Annotated in this window: 14 protein-coding genes, 1 pseudogene and 1 other annotated feature; of the genes and pseudogenes, 10 read left to right on the top strand and 5 right to left on the bottom strand. The window is 37.9% G+C overall.

The window, feature by feature from the left end; translation table 11 throughout:
• Window positions 1-83: 83 nt before the first annotated feature.
• From argC to argD, 4 genes are all read left to right on the top strand, one after another.
• Window positions 84-1,118, top strand: a complete 1,035-nt coding sequence (argC, locus tag AC6BKE_RS24640; RefSeq protein ID WP_342535037.1) for an N-acetyl-gamma-glutamyl-phosphate reductase — start codon at window positions 84-86, stop codon at window positions 1,116-1,118.
• A 57-nt stretch (window positions 1,119-1,175) separates the two neighbouring features.
• A complete protein-coding gene (gene argJ / locus AC6BKE_RS24635; RefSeq protein WP_342535036.1) occupies window positions 1,176-2,408 on the top strand; it encodes a bifunctional glutamate N-acetyltransferase/amino-acid acetyltransferase ArgJ in 1,233 nt (410 codons plus the stop codon).
• A complete protein-coding gene (argB, locus tag AC6BKE_RS24630; protein WP_249645898.1) occupies window positions 2,371-3,156 on the top strand; it encodes an acetylglutamate kinase in 786 nt (261 codons plus the stop codon). Before argJ ends, argB begins: the two co-directional genes overlap by 38 nt.
• Before the next feature lie 73 nt (window positions 3,157-3,229).
• The gene (argD, locus tag AC6BKE_RS24625) at window positions 3,230-4,360 is read left to right on the top strand and encodes an acetylornithine transaminase (RefSeq protein WP_036118851.1); all 1,131 of its coding nucleotides are present in this window, start codon (window positions 3,230-3,232) and stop codon (window positions 4,358-4,360) included.
• Between the two features lie 182 nt (window positions 4,361-4,542).
• Here argD and AC6BKE_RS24620 read toward each other — a convergent pair whose 3' ends face one another.
• Window positions 4,543-5,424: an NAD-dependent epimerase/dehydratase family protein gene (locus AC6BKE_RS24620; RefSeq protein ID WP_036118853.1), complete on the bottom strand. Its 882-nt coding sequence runs from the start codon at window positions 5,422-5,424 to the stop codon at window positions 4,543-4,545.
• 137 nt (window positions 5,425-5,561) lie between these two features.
• A complete protein-coding gene (locus AC6BKE_RS24615; RefSeq protein ID WP_089934189.1) occupies window positions 5,562-8,570 on the bottom strand; it encodes a transglycosylase domain-containing protein in 3,009 nt (1,002 codons plus the stop codon).
• A gap of 102 nt (window positions 8,571-8,672) precedes the next feature.
• Window positions 8,673-8,881 (top strand) — a binding site (T-box leader).
• Window positions 8,882-8,965: 84 nt separating this feature from the next.
• Between AC6BKE_RS24615 and tyrS the strand changes: the two genes are divergently transcribed.
• A complete protein-coding gene (tyrS, locus tag AC6BKE_RS24610; protein WP_036118855.1) occupies window positions 8,966-10,234 on the top strand; it encodes a tyrosine--tRNA ligase in 1,269 nt (422 codons plus the stop codon).
• 57 nt (window positions 10,235-10,291) lie between these two features.
• Here the strand turns inward: tyrS and AC6BKE_RS24605 are convergent, their stop codons facing one another.
• Both AC6BKE_RS24605 and AC6BKE_RS24600 read right to left on the bottom strand, forming a co-directional pair.
• Window positions 10,292-11,095: a cobalamin-binding protein gene (locus AC6BKE_RS24605; protein WP_499858196.1), complete on the bottom strand. Its 804-nt coding sequence runs from the start codon at window positions 11,093-11,095 to the stop codon at window positions 10,292-10,294.
• 144 nt (window positions 11,096-11,239) lie between these two features.
• Window positions 11,240-12,445, bottom strand: coding sequence for an iron-containing alcohol dehydrogenase (locus AC6BKE_RS24600; RefSeq protein WP_036118859.1), 1,206 nt, complete (start codon window positions 12,443-12,445; stop codon window positions 11,240-11,242).
• Between the two features lie 540 nt (window positions 12,446-12,985).
• Here AC6BKE_RS24600 and AC6BKE_RS24595 point away from each other — a divergent pair.
• Entirely contained in the window at window positions 12,986-13,534 is a 549-nt protein-coding gene (locus AC6BKE_RS24595) for a MarR family winged helix-turn-helix transcriptional regulator (protein ID WP_058843400.1), read from the top strand.
• Window positions 13,535-13,624: 90 nt separating this feature from the next.
• Window positions 13,625-14,821 (top strand): MFS transporter, encoded by a 1,197-nt coding sequence (locus AC6BKE_RS24590; protein ID WP_499858195.1) that lies wholly within the window; start codon window positions 13,625-13,627, stop codon window positions 14,819-14,821.
• Window positions 14,822-14,946: 125 nt separating this feature from the next.
• Here the strand turns inward: AC6BKE_RS24590 and AC6BKE_RS24585 are convergent.
• A pseudogene (locus AC6BKE_RS24585) lies at window positions 14,947-15,735 on the bottom strand (IS3 family transposase); the annotation flags it as partial.
• A gap of 16 nt (window positions 15,736-15,751) precedes the next feature.
• Here AC6BKE_RS24585 and AC6BKE_RS24580 point away from each other — a divergent pair.
• The 3 genes from AC6BKE_RS24580 to AC6BKE_RS24570 all read left to right on the top strand — a co-directional run bounded on the left by AC6BKE_RS24580 (window position 15,752) and on the right by AC6BKE_RS24570 (window position 17,961).
• Window positions 15,752-16,006 carry a hypothetical protein gene (locus AC6BKE_RS24580; protein WP_499858194.1) on the top strand — a complete coding sequence of 85 codons (255 nt, stop codon included), beginning with the start codon at window positions 15,752-15,754 and terminating at the stop codon, window positions 16,004-16,006.
• Between the two features lie 213 nt (window positions 16,007-16,219).
• A complete protein-coding gene (locus tag AC6BKE_RS24575) occupies window positions 16,220-16,591 on the top strand; it encodes a hypothetical protein (protein ID WP_499858193.1) in 372 nt (123 codons plus the stop codon).
• Window positions 16,592-16,947: 356 nt separating this feature from the next.
• Window positions 16,948-17,961 (top strand): nuclease-related domain-containing protein, encoded by a 1,014-nt coding sequence (locus tag AC6BKE_RS24570; RefSeq protein ID WP_499858192.1) that lies wholly within the window; start codon window positions 16,948-16,950, stop codon window positions 17,959-17,961.
• Window positions 17,962-18,343 lie beyond the last annotated feature (382 nt).

Genomic DNA, 18,343 nt, shown 5'->3' with positions numbered 1-18,343 from the left:
AATATATAATTTTATAAAAATTCAGTTGACTTAATAAATATGCAGACGTATACTATTTTTAACTTATTTCAGAGGTGAGTGCATTGAAAGTAGGTATTGTTGGAGCAACTGGATATGGTGGACTAGAGCTTATTCGATTTTTACATAACCATCCGGCTGTGGATCAGATTGATTTATTTACCTCATCAGAAGAGGGTGTACTTTTTTCTTCAAAATTTGGTCATCTTATTACGATAGTAGATACGCCATTACAAAAAATAGAGTATGACACTTTAGAAAAATTTGATGTTTTGTTTACGAGTACACCATCTGGCGTGACTAGTGAGCTTTTACCGCCATTGATTGGAAAAGGACCAAGATTAATCGATTTATCTGGTGATTATCGCTTAAAAAATCTCGCAAGCTATGAAGCATGGTATGGCAAAAAAGCGGCACCATCCCATAGTGTGCAACAGAGTGTGTATGGCTTAACGGAATGGAATACAGAACTTATCCAGCAAGCAACACTTATTGCTAATCCAGGCTGTTACCCAACAGCGGTTTTGTTATCCTTATTGCCACTTGTAAAAGAGCGGTTGATTAATCCGAGCTTTTTAGTGATTGATGCTAAGAGCGGTATTTCGGGAGCTGGCAATAAGCCATCACAAACGACCCACTTTAGTGAGGCGAATGAGAGCTTTTCAATCTATAAAGTAAATACACATCAGCATATACCAGAAATCGAACAGGCACTTTCCATGTTTGCTCATGTAGATACAACGATTACTTTTAATACGCATTTGGTGCCAATGACACGGGGGATTTTGGCGACATCCTATGCACCTGTTATGCCTGGCATTACAGAGGCACAATTGATCACTTGTTTACAGACAACCTATGAAAAGCATCCATTTGTTCGAGTAGTTACGGATGCAAACGGTTTAGGGACAAATCGTGTGAAAGGATCAAACTATTGTGATATTTTGGTAAAAGTTGATTCCCGTACGAATCGTGCCACGATTGTCAGTGTAATTGACAATCTTGTCAAAGGGGCAGCAGGGCAAGCCATTCAAAATATGAATGTGCAATTTGATTTACCACAAACGACAGGGCTAGATGTTGTACCGTTCTTTATTTAACAGCATGCAGGGAACTGTATGCTTGTCTTATTTTATCCATCAAAGGAGGAATTTCGAATGACAGTCACTACGTTAACAACTGTAATGAAGAAATTATCAAGTAAAAATATCGTTTCACCAAAAGGCTTTAAAGCGGCAGGATTACATTGCGGTTTAAAGCATAAGAAAAAAGACTTAGCACTTTTAGTAAGCGAAGTACCCGCAAGTGTAGCTGGTGTTTTTACAACAAACGCTGTCCAAGCAGCACCATTAAAAGTCACGAAAGAAGTTGTCTATACAACAAAGAAAATGCAAGCAATCGTTGTGAATTCTGGCAATGCGAATGCCTGCACTGGTAAACAAGGGGTTAAGGATGCCCAAACGATGCAGGCGTTAGCTGCTGAAAAGCTAGGAATTGCACCGAATTTGATAGGTGTTTGTTCAACGGGTGTTATTGGCGAAATAATGAAATTGGAGCCAGTTGCTAATGGTATTCAACAGCTAGAGCCAAAAGATAATTTAGAAAGTGCCATTGACTTTGCACAAGCTATTTTGACGACAGATACGGTTATGAAAAACACAAGCTATAGTACAACGGTGGATGGCAAGGAAGTCATTATCGCTGGTGTTGCAAAAGGTTCAGGCATGATCGAACCGAATATGGCAACAATGCTTGGTTTTATTACAACTGATGCCAATATTGAATCTGATGTGTTACAAGCGGCTTTTTCAGCTATTACAAATTTGACATTTAACGCTATTACAGTGGATGGGGATACATCCACTAATGACACAGTGGTTGTATTGGCAAACGGTTTAGCGGGAAATGATACTCTAACGCCTGAGCATCCAGACTGGCAAAATTTTTATTACACGTTGCAAACAGTGGCGGAAGATTTAGCAAAAATGATTGCCAAAGATGGAGAAGGGGCAACAAAGCTCATAGAAGTGGAAGTTGTTGGGGCAATTTCAGATGAAGAGGCACGAAAAATTGCTAAAACTGTCGTGGGTTCACCACTTGTGAAGACGGCCGTTTTTGGCTGTGATGCTAACTGGGGGCGTATTATTGCTGCGGTAGGGTATAGTGGAGCAACTATAGATCCAGATAAAATTACTATTCAAATTGGTGGTGCCACAATGGTTGAAAACGGTGAGCCAATTGCTTTCTCTGAAGATGCGTTAATTCAAATATTAAAAATGCATGAAGTAAAAATCTATGTGTCTCTTGGTCTGGGTGAAGGCGAGGGGCATGCTTGGGGATGTGACTTAACATATGACTACGTCCAAATCAATGCCTCATACCGCTCGTAAACGTATGGTGATTAAGCTTGGAGGCAGTACACTGGAAGGGTTAAATGAAGCTTTCTTTGATAATTTTAAAAGGTTACAAGAAAGTGGGGTAGAACTGATTATCACCCATGGTGGTGGTCCAGCCATTAATCGCGAACTGGCTGCTCGAGGTATACAATCACATACATTAAATGGCATACGTGTTACGAATGAGGCGGCTATGAAAGTTGTCCAATCGACTTTAATCGGTCAAGTGAATCCTGCGCTAGTTCATGAATTAACACATGCAGGTATAGCTGCTCTTGGGTTAAATGGCTTTGATGGTCAATTGATGGTCGCAGACTTTTTAGATCAAGCTATTTATGGCTATGTTGGAGCTATCAAAACCATCAATACATCATTATTGGAAATGTTAATGAGTGGGGGGATTGTTCCAGTTATTGCTTGTGTAGGTGCTAACGAAGCAGGTCAGGCTCTCAATATAAATGGTGATACAGTGGCAAGTGAAATTGCGCTAGCGATAGGGGCAGATAGCTTATTACTCGTAACGGATGTGAGTGGTATTCGTATTCAGGATGAATATCAATCAATAGCTACACCTGCTCTCATCGATCAGTGGACAGAGCAGGGGCATATATACGGAGGAATGATTCCGAAAGTACAAGGGGCTATTGACGGTTTACGTGCAGGTATTCCTTCTGTGCAAATTGTGGGAGAAACATTAATAGGGACAACGATTATCGCTTCGAGTAAACTTCATTCGCCCTAGAGTTCTAATAAGATAATGTGATAAGTATAGTTGTTGAAAGAAGACTATTTCTAATGATAGTGGAGATGATAACATGAGTGCTTTATTTGGGAACTACGGTAAGCGCCGCGCACAAATTGTCAAAGGACATGGGACCGTTGTGGAAGATTCTACAGGGAAACAATATTTAGATTTTACTAGTGGAATTGCTGTAGTGAGCCTTGGTCATGCCCATCCAGCCATTGTGCAGGCACTGCAAGAGCAAAGTGAAAAGCTATGGCATATATCAAACCTTTTTGATATACCGGGTCAGGAGAAGGTAGCACAAAAATTAATCGCCCATACGCACTTTGCTCATGCCTTTTTCTGTAATAGTGGAGCAGAGGCTAATGAGGCGGCTATTAAATTAGCGCGGAAGCATACAGGAAAACATCATATTATTACATTTGAAAAATCCTTTCATGGTCGTACCTTTGGCGCCATGTCTGCAACAGGTCAAGGCAAAGTACATAATGGCTTTGGACCACTCGTAGAAAAGTTTACGATTTTGCCATTCAATGACGTGGCCGCACTGGAAGCAACCATTGATGATTCGGTAGCAGCTATTATGCTGGAAATGATTCAGGGAGAGGGCGGTGTCAATAGCGTATCAGCAGAATTTGCAGCAGCTATTACAAAAGCTTGTGATGACAAAGGGATACTGCTAATTATTGATGAAGTACAAACAGGTATTGGACGAACGGGCACACGCTATGCCTTTGAACAAACGGTATTAAAACCACATATTATGACATTGGCAAAAGGATTAGGCGGTGGTTTCCCTGTTGGCGCCATGCTAGGAACTGCCGAGCTTCATGCGACATTTAGCCCTGGAACACATGGTACAACATTTGGTGGAAACCCTCTTGCAATGAATGTAGCACAAGCTGTTTTGAGCCATGTATTTGAGCCGGAATTTTTACAGCAGGTACGAGAAGTATCGGCTTATTTTGTGGCTCAGCTAAAAGCAAATTTACCTTCTAGCTATACCATTCAGGGACAGGGTCTGTTGTTAGGGATTGGTTGTGGTAATACAGAGGTAGCACCTTATATTGCCGCAGCAGAAGAGCGTGGTCTTTTATTAGTGGGGGCAGGACCAACTGTTATTCGCCTCTTGCCACCATTAACGGTCACAAAGGAAGAGATTGACAAAGCAGTGGCTATTTTAAAGACGATTTTACATTGAACGAATAGAGGATGGGTTATAATTAATTGTCCATGATGAAGGCTAGACATTTTCAATTAACAAAGCTATATAAATAGATAACCCGGACTATTACGAAACACTAGATGAGCGTTTCGTTAAATAGTTTGGGTTTTTCATTGGATAAAATCCTCTTGTACCAGCCGCCTTGTGTTGTTAAAAAGTTATTGGAGCTGTTTTACTAAAGTGCTCACTAATTCGGGTAGCCACTTTTCAAGCTGACTAAATGTAAATCCTGCTTTCTCTGCTTTCTCATTCGACATATACCAGTCTGCAGGAACTCCGTAGGGTGACTGTGATTCCTCATTTCCGCCAATAAGTGAAATTTTTGCACGCTTACCACTTATCTCTTCAATCATAGCTATTAGATCCTTAAGTGATATAGTACCAGACGCAGTAGCGTTGTATGGACCTTCTATAGGAGTAACACCAGTAAAATATAAAAATGCAGCTGCTTCCTCATCTGTAATATAGCTCATTTTTGCATCTATGTTTGGTAGAGTGATCGGTTGATCCTGTAAAATACGTTCAACATGGAAATGTAAACGATGTGTATAGTCATGTTCCCCCATCACAATCGGAAAACGTACAGCGACAACTGGGAACGAAGCCTCTTTAAATAAGACAGCCTCTGCTTGTCGTTTGCCCTCGCCATAAGAAAATTCCTCTTGTTGACCCATGCGAATTTGATACTGGAATGGGTCAAAGTCTTCTTCCTTTTTCATCTTTCCATCTACTTCATAGGTTGAAAGAGTAGAGGTGAAAACCAGTTTTTTAGTTTTCCCCTTTAATAGCTCACAAATTGCTTGTGCCTCGTTGGGAGAATAGCAAATATTATCATAAACAATATCCCATGTAGTATTAGCTAGTGCCTGTGCTAAAGCGTCGCGATCATTACGATTGGCCACTAATTGCTTAACATTTGTACCAAAGGGATTACCGCTTTGACCACGTGTTAAAATCGTTACATCATGTCCATTTTGAATACAAAGTTCCACCAGCTTTTTACCAAAAAAACGTGTGCCTCCTAAAACTAATATGTTCATATTTTTCCACCCCTTCAAAATAGTAGTCCTCTTTATAATGACAAAAAAACAGACTTACTACAATTCATAAGTAATGATGTAGTAAGTCTGTTTAGCTAGATTGTTTTATTCGATTGCTTTATGCTAAGCAACATAGATTAGCGTCTTGTTGTTGATGTGTCAGGAGGGGGGGTGTTGCCATTGTCTCCTCCATTTGAGCCATCTTCCGGGTTTTCAGTTCCATTGCCATTGTTACCAGAGCCCTCGCCGTTATTAGAGCCGTTGCCGTTATTACCAGAGCCGTTGCCATTATTAGAGCCATTCCCATTATTAGAACCATTACCGTTACTACCAGAGCCATTGCCATTTGTAGGTGGCGTTGTTGGTGGAATTGGTTCTTGCTCGTTTTCCTCTGGGTCAGGTTCATTTTCGCTACCACCAGTAGAAACAACATTAGACTGTGGTGATGTTAGACCTGTAATGTCTACAGCGACCACAACATATGCTTGTCCACTAGCAACAGAGATACTTTGTGTTGACTCTAGCACAGACGTTACAAGTGTGTTACCACCATTCGTAACGTTGTAGATACGATAACCAACAACATCATTTGATGACTCTGACCATGATAATGTCGAGCCATTTACTGTAGCTGTTACAGCTGCTGGTGGGCTATCGTCCGCTGGGAAATCAACTGCTGATACAGATGAATTCGACAATGTTGAATTCTTTGGTAATAGACTAGCTGGGTTACCACCAAGTCTTCCTAGCATTCGTTTGATAAATGCTTGATTAATGCCTGCACCACCTGATTTAACAAATTCTGCTGGTGTATTTGGCAGAGCATTATAGGTTTTTCCTTTAATCGTTACAACACTTGAAGATGCTAAGCTATCATCAGGCTGTGACGGTAAAAATACTTTCGCATTAAATAAATCTGAACGTACAAGACCTGCGTTTGCACAAGCGGCAGAAGGTGCCATACCTGAAATACCACAGAATGAAGCAGTCACAACATTTTTAGGCGCCTTAAAGCTTGTCGGCGGATCAATTAATTGAGGGTCTGCATCATAAACAGCATTCATTAAAGTGCCCCATAGCTTATTGACACGAACACTTGGCTGTAAATACGTATTGTTAAATGCATAAAGTGTACGAGGCTGATCGTACCCCATCCAAACACCAAGGGATACATTTGGATTATAGCCAACTAACCAAACATCTTTATACTCTTGAGAAGTCCCTGTTTTTGCAGCGAAATCAGAAGAGAATTTTAACGTATTTCGTGCCATTGTCCCTGTTCCCTTCGTTAGAACATCACGTAACATATCTGTCACGATATAAGATGTTTCGGGACTGAACACTTGGACAGGTTCCACTTCATGTTGATAAACAATATTTCCTTCTTGGTCTTCAATTCGATCAATCATATAAGCATCAATGAATTGTCCACCATTTGCAAAAGTTGCAAAGGCATTTGTGTTTTCTTCAACAGTAGTCCCTTCACTTAAAGCACCGATACCTGTTGCTAAGTTTGTAAAATCATCAGGATGTAATTTTGTGAATCCCATTTTTACTAATAAATCAGCAGGGCGTCTATTAATAATGTCATTATATAAACGGAGCGCTGAAATATTTTGAGAGTCTGCTAATGCCTCACGAGCTGGAATAAGACCTCGTTCATCACTTGTAATATAGTTACTTGGACTCCAGGAACCAATCGAGAATTTCACATCAACGAGTGGGCTACCTGCACCGATTACCCCATATTCTATAGCAGGAGCGTAAACAAGTAATGGTTTCATAGTAGAACCGTTAGAGCGAAAAGCCTGTGTAGCGTGGTTTACTTGTGTTGTTTTAAAGTCTCGACCACCGACAAAGCTTAAAATTTTCCCTGTAGTATTTTCTATTAAAATACTGCCCACTTGTACAGGCATCTCAATATCTATTTCTTCACCAGTGACAGGATCTTTTCCTTTACCAGTATACGTATGACCGTAATACTGGAAGTCCTTCGCGGCCTTTTGCATGGAATCATACATATCTTTATTAATGGTTGAGTAAATACGATAGCCCTTTGAACGAACATCACGATCTGCTAAAATTGTGTATTTATCCTTTAGTTTTTTTTCTGCTTTTAATCGTTCTGGGTCAACCCCATCTTCTTTTGCTAGTTTCTCTGCAATAATTTCTTTTGCACGAGCTTCAAGCTCATATGTTAGCCATGGGTAACGATCCTCCGCACGCATTTCTGGTCCGCGGAAATCTGCCGCTATATCATAATCTAAAGCTTCTTTGTATTGCGCGTCGTCAATATAACCAGCTTCTTTCATACGATATAGTACCGTTTTCATACGATCAATACCCGGCTTTAAAGCTTCTTCACTTTTCAGTTCACCTGTATTCGTAAAAGGTGTGTAGGCAAATGGTGCCTGTGGAATACCAGCTATGTAAGCAGCTTGTGGAAGAGATAATTCTTTAGCTTTCACACCAAAAATCCCTTCAGCGGCTGTTTCAACACCAGCGATATTTCGACCTGAAGAGTTACGACCGTACGGAATAATATTTAAGTAAGCCTCTAATATTTCTTCCTTCGTCATAAAATGTTCTAAACGCATTGCCAGTAAGATTTCCTTAGCTTTACGTTCATAGGATACTTCGTTTGTTAGTACTTGGTTTTTAATAAGCTGTTGAGTAAGGGTAGATCCACCTGTTTGCGTAGCAGAGTTAGTGACATCTTGTAATAAACCACGAACAACCGCCTTTGGTACTATGCCGTTATGATCGCGGAAATATTCGTCTTCTGTTGCTAGAACAGCATTCACAACATCTGGTGCTACATTGCTAAGTGATGTTTCACGGCGATCCAAATCTGTCCGTAACTTCCCAATATAAATATCGTTGGCAAAATAAATTTCACTGGTTTCTTCATAACTGAAAATTTGATTGCGCAACTCTTCTTTTGAGCGTAATGGCTCTTCTTTTACAAGAGAAGCGAAATACCCAGCTCCAACTGATCCGACAAATACAGTGCCCACCAATGCAAAGACTAAAAATAGTAAAAATAAGTTCCAGGTAACACTACCTGAAATACGTAATTTCTTCATCCATTTTTGTTCAAGTAATTCATCGATCTTCGCATTGATTTTTTCAATCCAATCTTTCAATGTATCGACCTCCTAAAATCTTGTCTATTATAGCACATAATGTTTTAGCTCGAACATAGTTATTGACTTTGAAATAGATTCGTATAGAATTATGTTTATAGTTTTCTAGTGATGAAGAGTTTGCAGTAGTATCTATATTCCCTGTTTAGAGAGCCAGTGGTTGGTGAAAACTGGTCATAGTGTAGAGACGAATTACGTGCTTGGAGCTTAGACGTGCGCGCCTGCGATAAAGGCGGTTGAATGAAGTGGAAGATGGATGACATCTTCAAGCCGGGTGGTACCGCGTTAGTTTGTAACTTAACGTCCCTGCATGCAATTATTTGCGTGTAGGGACTTTTTTTATTTAAACATGTCCATGCACGTAACGAATTTTAACCATTTTAGGAGGAATGAACATGACAAACGAATTATTACAAGATTTAGAATGGCGTGGTTTGCTATACCAACAAACAGATGCAGAAGGCATGGCAAAATTATTAGATGAGCAATCAGTATCCTTGTACTGTGGAGTAGATCCAACAGCAGACTCCATGCATATAGGACATATTGTTCCATTGTTAACACTTCGTCGATTCCAAAAAGCTGGTCACCGTCCAATTTTACTTGTTGGTGGTGCAACAGGGATGATAGGTGATCCATCTGGTCGTTCAGAAGAGCGCCAATTACAAACAGTAGAGCAAATCGATAAAAATGTCCAAGGAATCCGTAGCCAATTAGAACGTATTTTTGATTTTGCAGAAGATGGCAACGGTGCACAGCTTGTGAACAACCGCGACTGGATTGGCAATATCAATACAATTGAATTTTTACGTGATTACGGTAAATTAATTAACGTAAACTACATGTTAGCAAAGGATACGATTGCTTCTCGTCTAGACACAGGGATTTCGTTTACAGAGTTTGCATACACGTTAATCCAAGGTATTGATTACAATCATTTATACAATCACTACAATTGTCGTATACAAGTAGGTGGCTCTGACCAATGGGGTAATATTACAACAGGCTTAGAAGTTATTCGTAAAACACATGAGGAAGAAACGAAAGCATTCGGGATTACGATTCCTTTAGTAACGAAAGCAGACGGCACAAAATTCGGTAAAACAGCAGGTGGTGCTGTATGGTTAGATAGTAAGAAAACATCTCCATATGAGTTCTACCAATTCTGGATCAATGCTGCTGATGCAGATGTGATCAAATACTTAAAAATCTTTACGTTCCTTTCTCGTGAAGAAATTGAAGCATTAGCAGTCTCTGTAGAAGAAGAACCACATTTACGTAAGGCTCAAAAAGCACTTGCAGAAGAAATGACTCGTTTAATTCATGGTCAAGAGGCATTAGAGCAAGCCATTCGTATTACAGCAGCTTTATTCTCAGGGGATTTAAAAGCACTTTCAGCTGAAGAAATGAAGGATGCATTTAAAGATGTTCCTTCTATTGAAATGGCTAAAGAGGACAAAAATATTGTAGACCTTCTTGTGGAAGCAGGGATCTCATCCTCAAAACGTCAAGCCCGTGAGGACGTATCGAATGGTGCGATTAGTGTAAATGGTGAGAAGGTGACAGACTTAGAATATGTATTCGATGCCAAGGACCGTTTAGAGGATGCATTCAGCATTGTGCGTCGTGGGAAGAAAAAATATCATATGGTGAAGTTCGTTTAATTTCTATAAATGAAAAAGCAACATCCTCTTGTTTTGGGGGATATTGCTTTTTTTCATTTATAAGAAACTTGGAGGTTTTATCTGTTTATATTCTTTAGGATGCAATAGGTTCGCAAGCTTTATGGCACCTTCGATCAGCCGTGGAGAGGGGCGGCAATACAGCCATTCTTCCATTACGTGAAGCTGTTTCATTTGAACGGCATGTAGCTCTTTAGCATGTGGACGTTTTAATAAATTAGCAGGCTGTATACGCTCAAATGCTACACCTACCCAAGCCATCATAATGTAGTCGGGCTTTCGCTCAACGACATCTCCCCAATCCGTTTGAACACTGGCAAGATCTACATCTTGAAATAAATTAACCCCACCTGCAATAGCACTAATTTCCGTAAGCCAGTTTATTTTTCCTGGTGTAAAAATAGGATTGGGCCACCATTCCCAATAAAGAGTAGGTTTCTTTTGGATAGTCTGTGCAATGGAACGCATCTTTTCGATAGAATCCATGTATTGTTCGGCGATGGCCTGTGCATGTTTTTCCACATGACAAGCTCTTCCAAGTGTCAGAAGGTCCTGGGCAATCTCCTCTAGTGAGTTTGCATTAAAAATGATGTGGGGAATATTTCTTTCTTTCAATGCTTCAATATTTCTTTCCATCCCAGGCACACTTAAGGAAGCTAGGACAAGATCAGGCTGTAATGCCTCTAGTGCATCCATATTAATCGATAAATCTGGTCCAAGCTGTGGTAAATCTTTAACCGTAGCTGGCCAATCAGAAAAATCATCGACACCAACGAGCTGGTCTGTCAGCCCTAAATAAGCGACTAATTCTGTATTGCTAGGACAAATTGAAATTAAACGCATATCGTTTTTCTCCTATTCTTTTTAAGAAAAGTATAGCGAGAGTTTCTAGTATAGACAATGTATGTATACTGAACCTATAAAAAAGTGGAGAAAACAAGCGTTTTCTCCATCTATTGTCATGGTAGGCTTATATGAATTCCTCGATTAAGAAAGGACAACCGCTTCGAGTGACTCCTCTTTTTTCGCAAGAGGCCCCATTGCATTAGTAATGATTTGTTTAATATCCTCTAGTGTTGCTTTACGAGGGTTAGTCTCAGCACAAACATCCAGCATTGCATTTTTCGCTAAGATTTCGATATCCTCATCTTTTGCACCCAATGCACGGAAGCCGCTAGGAATATTTAAATCTTGTGATAGCTTTTCAATAGCTGTAATAGCCTTTTCAGCGGCATCACGTTTACTTAATCCTTCCACATTCTCTCCTAATAATTCAGCGATACGAGCAAAGCGTTCTGTACGTGCTGTTACATTGTAGCGGCAAACATGTGGCAATAAAATAGCATTGCACACGCCATGTGGTAAATTATAGTAGCCACCTAATTGATGAGCAATCGCATGCACGTAGCCAAGCGATGCATTATTAAAGGCCATTCCTGCTAAAAATTGAGCATACACCATTTGCTCCCGCGCTTCTAAATCAGCACCGTTCGCATAAGCACGCGGTAAAAATTCAGGAACGAGTTGAAGTACCTTTTCAGCACATGCATCTGTAATTGGCGTAGCATTAGTAGAAACAAAGGATTCAATCGCATGTGTTAATGCATCTACGCCAGTAGCTGCAGTTAGAGCCGGTGGTAAGCCAATCATAAGCTCGGGGTCATTAATGGATAATAACGGTGTTACATGTTTGTCAACAATGGCCATTTTCACTTTACGTGCTGTATCTGTAATAATTGTGAATCGAGTCATTTCACTTGCTGTCCCAGCAGTTGTATTGATCGCAATTAATGGCACCAATGGATTTTGTGATTTGTCAACGCCTTCATAGTCATGAATGCGTCCACCATTCGAAGCAATAAGTCCGATACCTTTTGCTGCATCGTGTGCGCTGCCTCCTCCAAGAGAAACAATGGAATCGCAGTTTTCAGCATGATATACTGCTACACCATCTTCAATATTCTGATCTGTTGGATTTGGTTCTGCTTTAGGGAAAATTGCTACATCGATTCCAGCAGCTGTAATGATGTTTGCAATTTGTTCTGAGAGACCTAATTTGTGTAATCCCTCATCTGTTACGATTAATGTCTTTTTCACTTCTAAATCATTTAAGCGTTTACCAACTTCTTGAATTGCTCCAGGTCCAAATAAGTTTGTTTTCGGCATAACAAATTGCTTTAGAACGTCTGACATATTTCCAACCCCTTTTAAAAAATTATTATTGCTTGAATGATGGTGAACCACCTTTCGGAATTCATCGTATTCTATTTTTTGTAAAAGTTCAACTCGTATTTTTATTAAAATTGTTCATTTTATTCATGTTATTATTTCACAAAAAAGTTAAGGTGTTGAAAGGGCGTTTAGAAAGTAGTTTTGTATAAGAATATTGAATTTAATGTGGTTTGAAAAATATTTTACTATGAAAGTAAAATATATTTTTTAGAAAATGGTTCTATTTTTATGAGTAGTTGAATAGTAAATAACTGATATTTTGTTTTTATTATTAAGGTAGTGATTATGTTATTTTGAAACGGTGTAATTACTATTTTAAAGTACATAAGATTGTCATCATATGAGAGGGGAATAATTATTGTTCGTTATAATGAAATACGTCTGCGCTAAAAAATAGTGGCTTTATTTTGAAGAAATTTGTGGAAATAAAAGTTCTTGCATTAGATTAATTTTATAGTTAGAATGGTTGATAGTTAGATAATCTAATTAAAAGGTGATTCAATGACAAAGCTTAAGAAAACGTACACGAATGAAGATGATTTACCAGTATTAGGGGTAGAGCCATATATTGAACTGATTCAGGCGTCCTCTTCAAGTGAGACAAATCAAGAAGATGCAAAATTGGGATTAATGTTGTTATGGTTAAGTGATCATGTTTTAGATGTAACAGACAATGAGTTAGCTCCTTTTGGAATTACAGAAAGTAAATTGGACTTATTACTATTGCTGACACTACATGAAGAGAGACGTGCGACTCCGTCTGCTTTAGCTAAACGATTGGGAATTACGAGGGCATCAGCAACATCAATGCTGGATTGGCTAGAAAAGAGAAATCTTGTTGTACGGAATCATAGTAAAGAAGATCGGAGGAAGATCTATGTAAGTTTAACTGATGAAGGGCGTACTTTTATCGCTGAAGTTTTACCGACTTATTGGTCGTCATGTGCTTCTAATTTAATCGATTTGGAACCTGATGAACGAAAAGTATTCGAGAAATTAGTGAGTAAATTATTAAAATCTATACAAAGAAAACTAAAGGTGGAACGTTAAACTGTAGCTATATTGATACAGTTTAATTTTTAGTTTTTTAATTAGATTATCTAACTATAAGCTAATCAAACTAAAAGGGTGATTTATTTAATGAACATTGTAATTTCAGGAAATCGCGCAAATTATACTTTAATGACAACTATTCTAGCCTGGACAGGTATGGTGGTGATGTCGAGCCTCTATTTAACAATACCTCTTATTAGTTTATTCAGTGATTATTTTCATATTTCATTGTCTAAAGCAGGTTTTACATCAAGTGTTTTTTCACTTGGCTTTGCGCTAGGGTGTTTTTTCTATGGTGCAATATCAGAAAAATATGGACGTAAAAATGTCATCGTATTTGGGCTTTTTTCATTAAGTGTGATAACGTTACTTCTAGGTTTAGTTAATGATTTTTCTTTTATTCTTCTAATGAGAGGATTACAAGGGCTTGCGGCAGCTACATTTTCACCAGTAGCGCTTGCTTATACTCTTGAGGTTTTTCCAAATGATCGAAAAGTTGGGGCAGTTGGTTTTATTAGTACGGGATTTCTTGTAGCAGGTATAGTTGGTCAGGTATTTAGTGGGTATGTAAGTGAACATAGTCATTGGCACGTCATCTTTTATTTGCTTGCTGTAGTGTATGCTATGACTGCTTTGTTAGTCGTGTGGATCTTACCGAAGGGAATCGTTCACAATGAAACCAAAAATATATGGGCTCCCTTGAAGAGAATCGGTATTATTTTCACCAATAGAAATTTGATATTTAGTTATATCATTGCATTTGTTTTATTAATGTCATTTGTCAGTATGTACATTATTTTGGGTGCATATTTAACGAGTGATTCCTTTGGTATGGAAGGTCAGAACCTCATTTACATTCGTGCCTTTGGGATAGTAGGAATGGTTATGTCACCATTTGCAGGGAAATTAGCAAAGCGCTTTAATGAGCTGTTTGTACTGAAAATGGCCTTGTCATTTTCGATTATCGCACTAATCATGATGAGTTTTCTTTCAACCATTGCCGGTTTAACGATCGTTAGTATTCTCTTTGTTAGTGGGATTGCTCTTGCGGTTCCTTCATTAGTGACAATTGTTAGCCAGTTAGGCTGGAATATGGGAGGGATTGCAATCTCTATGTATACAGTCATTTTATTTGCTGGAACAAGTGTTGCGCCATTCATATCTGTTTATTTGATACAATCTGGTAGCTTTGCTGTAGCCTTTCTTCTTCTAGCTATCACACTTAGTATCGGATTCGTTTCCGCACTAATGATTACAATTGGAAACAACAAAAGTTTAAATTGATTGTTTAGGGGTGTTAGGATGAAGCTCTAAGTAAAAATTATTATTACAATTATATGGTGAAGACAATAAAAAGGCCCTGAAACCTGGCACTGACTACCTTTTTTGAGACAGTAAGAAAACACCTTTTAAACTGCCAGTTGACGGTATTTTACTGGCGACTGGTTGTTTAGTTTCGTTTGGATACGGATATTGTTATAATAGTGTATATATTCTTCGACGATTCGAATCACACAAGCATTAGACGTGCTGTGTATTCCGTCGAGATAGAACGTTTCGGACTTTAGCGAGGAGTGAAACGTTTCAATTGGGGAATTATCAGCGGGCGTGCCTTTGCGGGACATGCTTATGGTAATTCCTTTTTCTTTTACTGCTGCTTGATAAACATAGGACGTATACACAGAGCCCTGATCGCTATGCAGAATGATATCCTCGGGCAGCTGCTTCAATTGAGCGAGCGTATCTAAGATAAACGTTGTATCTTGTGTATCACCGACTGTATAGGCAATGATTTCACCATTGTATAAATCCATGATGCTTGAAAGATATAACATCGACTGACCAAAAGGCAAGTAAGTAATATCGGTTACGAGCTTCTAGAGGGGTGCTGTTGCCTTAAAATCACGGGCTAATGTATTGTCTGCTATGTCCGCTGGTTGACCGGTACGTTTACGCTTTTTTACTTTGACACGACAAGACCAATTATATTTTTGCATCACTCTTTGTACCGTTTTTTCTGCAGTTTCTGGAAATAAAGTAGCGATTTTACGATAGCCATAACGATATTTATGGGCTGCACAAGCTTCACCAATCGCTTGATCTCGACTATCTTTATTGGACAGTATCCCACGTTGTTTTCGCCAACGGTAATAGGTCGCCCTCGCCACGCCCATATGTGCACAAATAGTTTGAATAGACTTAGAAGGCAACGAAGTGTTAGTCTCAACATTTGAACAGCCTCGTAGTAATGGAAAGGATTTAGCGGTATTTGAAGCGGCTGGGGAGCGTTTTATTAGTCCTTTCACTCGCTTCGGGAATCAAATTATGCTGCTGGGTGAACGTATTCAGGTAGTTCGAGAACATCAGGTGAATATTATTGGTAAGGTGATTGGTGGCAGCAGCTTTGAAAGAAAAGAAAAAGCCGCAGCGTTTGCAGACGCTACAGCCGAATTGACTCATGCCCTTTGATGTGCAAAAATGATTTTATCATACAGCTTTAGTATGCAGCAATTAGAAGATCCTTGCAGTACATTGTAAGGCTCTTTCTTTTACTTTGAACTGGTATCAAACAGCCAAACATAAGTTGGAGGATAGAGTTTGGTGTGGTTTTGAGAGCAAAAAGTTATTACATATATTTCATCTTCTAGGTTATTATTAGGTAAGTTAGGAGGTGATTTGGAATTGGATCAACAAAAAAGTTTAGAAGAAGCTATCAAGGAATTGTTCCATTTATTCAAGGTAAACTTAGAACGTGAAATAGGGGTAGAATGGAACAATGCGAATATACTCGAAAATGAGCATATTTTGGTTACTGTAAACGGTCTGCCGTTAGAGGTAGACTTTAGGCAAAAACCAATAGTTATGATTACGTATGATATTGCTCCAAATAAAGAGAATTACAATAGGGTTGATGTAGAGTACGTTGATGGCAAGTGGAAAGCTCGAGATTATAGTGAATTGAGAATTCACGATGGTTTTAAGGAATATGAAGTGAAAAAAGTAATTAAAGATTATCTTTTCTATGTGAAAAAAATTGTTGCAGCTAATAAGTAAAATTTGTCGCACCGTTATGGTGCGGCTTTTTCTTTTGATTGCAGGAGGTGGTGTTTATGAGATATGGCTAATTGGGATGAAATTAAACAGGAGTGGGAAACCACTAAGATTACACTTGCTGATCTTGCTGAAAAGCATGAGATAAAACTTGGTACATTGAAAAGCTGAGAGAGTTGTGAAAGTCGCTCGATGGATGAAACCGGATATTGAACATGTGAAAAATAAATTATAAAAGTAATTATAATTATAATTATATATCAGGGAAAATGGCTTGTTGTTATGTGATATATTTTCACTAATAAAATGAGTAATGCGTTTGATAATAATGGTAAAATGACCTAAAGGAGTGGAAGCAGATGGATATAATTTATATCGGAACAATAATTTTATTAGTTTTTCTTATTTTATTTAACATAAATAAAAATAAGAAAATAACTAATAGATATGAGGAGCTAATTAATTCAAGTAGTAATGAGATAACAGCAACTCTTATTGAAACAGAAAAAAAATATGAAAGACAATTGCAGACTGAGTCAAAGGAAATACATGAGCAACATAACCGAAAGTTGGAAAATATAAAAAATACAGTAATTATACAGTATAAGAAAGATTTTCAAAAAATTAAAGAAGATCACAAAGAGAAATTAAATAAATTAGAAGATTATATAAAAAATTTAGAAAAATATTCACGGAATCGAGGGGAGGTTATTACTCATAAAATATTGGTGGATTTAAAAAGAATATTGGTAAAAAATCAACATATTAAAAATGAAGATATGATAATCATGGGGAATGTATTTATTCCGTTTATCGAAAAAAGTGAAATGAAGACAAGGCAAATAGATCATCTAATACTATCGCAAAGTGGAATTTTAATTATAGAAACAAAGTATTGGAAAGGGAAAATTCTACATGGAATTTCAAAAAAAAACAATGGTGGAATGTCAATAGTTGTTAATAATATGTTCTACGATAACGTTGAAGATAAAGAGGAAACAATTATTTTTGAACCTATAAAGAAGAATGACGACAATATTCGAGAGTTTAAAGTAACATCTTATGATAATCCAGTAACTCAAGTTAGAAAAACAGCAGGTAAATTAAATGAATACATAAGTCAAAAATTAAATATAAATAGAGGGATTGGATCATTAGTTTATTACGCTTATCCAACAGATGAGAAAAACTTTGTTAAAAATTATAGTTTGAAAACTAGTGAAAAAGATAAATATGCTACTTTAATTTGTAATGAAAGCAACGATTTACGTACAAGTATATTTAATTTAGTGACAAGAAATGAAAAGAAATACAGCTTAGATGAACTTAAGAAAATAGAAATGTTACTAAATGAATTTAATCGAATTGTATAAGCATCCTGTAGGGTGCTTTTTTAACAAGTAATCAGCATAATGGGGAAATGCCATTGATTGAACGTAAATTAAATCCAAAACAACAACCATTCGTAAACAAGTATATCGAGATAGGAAAATGCAACTAAAATAGTTATTGAGGGTGTATATAGAAAAAGCATGCAGCTACAAGACGGACAAATTATTAAAAAGTATTAATGCACCCTATATAGCTGGAAGTTTGGAAGAGCTAATATCAAAAGATAAAGAGGATTTAAGATTCCAGAAAAGAAATCTAAAGGTGAATTAAAGTGATAGAGTGGGCTCTTGCGTTATGAAATCATTGAATAAGAACATTAGTTCTGTTATTATGGTAATAAGATCAAATTCTACATAATAAGTG

The organism is Lysinibacillus sp. COL-1 (assembly GCF_059814265.1).
This window is presented reverse-complemented; position numbering and strand designations above follow the sequence as displayed.

Bases quoted from the DNA above. Each gene is read 5' to 3' on its own strand.
- AC6BKE_RS24600 (WP_036118859.1), bottom strand. From the start codon at position 12,445: ATGTCAGACGTTCTAAAGCAATTTGTTATGCCGAAAACAAACTTATTT.
- AC6BKE_RS24590 (WP_499858195.1), top strand. From the start codon at position 13,625: ATGAACATTGTAATTTCAGGAAATCGCGCAAATTATACTTTAATGACA.
- AC6BKE_RS24595 (WP_058843400.1), top strand. From the start codon at position 12,986: ATGACAAAGCTTAAGAAAACGTACACGAATGAAGATGATTTACCAGTA.
- argB (WP_249645898.1), top strand. From the start codon at position 2,371: ATGACTACGTCCAAATCAATGCCTCATACCGCTCGTAAACGTATGGTG.
- tyrS (WP_036118855.1), top strand. From the start codon at position 8,966: ATGACAAACGAATTATTACAAGATTTAGAATGGCGTGGTTTGCTATAC.
- argJ (WP_342535036.1), top strand. From the start codon at position 1,176: ATGACAGTCACTACGTTAACAACTGTAATGAAGAAATTATCAAGTAAA.
- AC6BKE_RS24620 (WP_036118853.1), bottom strand. From the start codon at position 5,424: ATGAACATATTAGTTTTAGGAGGCACACGTTTTTTTGGTAAAAAGCTG.
- AC6BKE_RS24605 (WP_499858196.1), bottom strand. From the start codon at position 11,095: ATGCGTTTAATTTCAATTTGTCCTAGCAATACAGAATTAGTCGCTTAT.
- AC6BKE_RS24570 (WP_499858192.1), top strand. From the start codon at position 16,948: ATGGATATAATTTATATCGGAACAATAATTTTATTAGTTTTTCTTATT.
- argD (WP_036118851.1), top strand. From the start codon at position 3,230: ATGAGTGCTTTATTTGGGAACTACGGTAAGCGCCGCGCACAAATTGTC.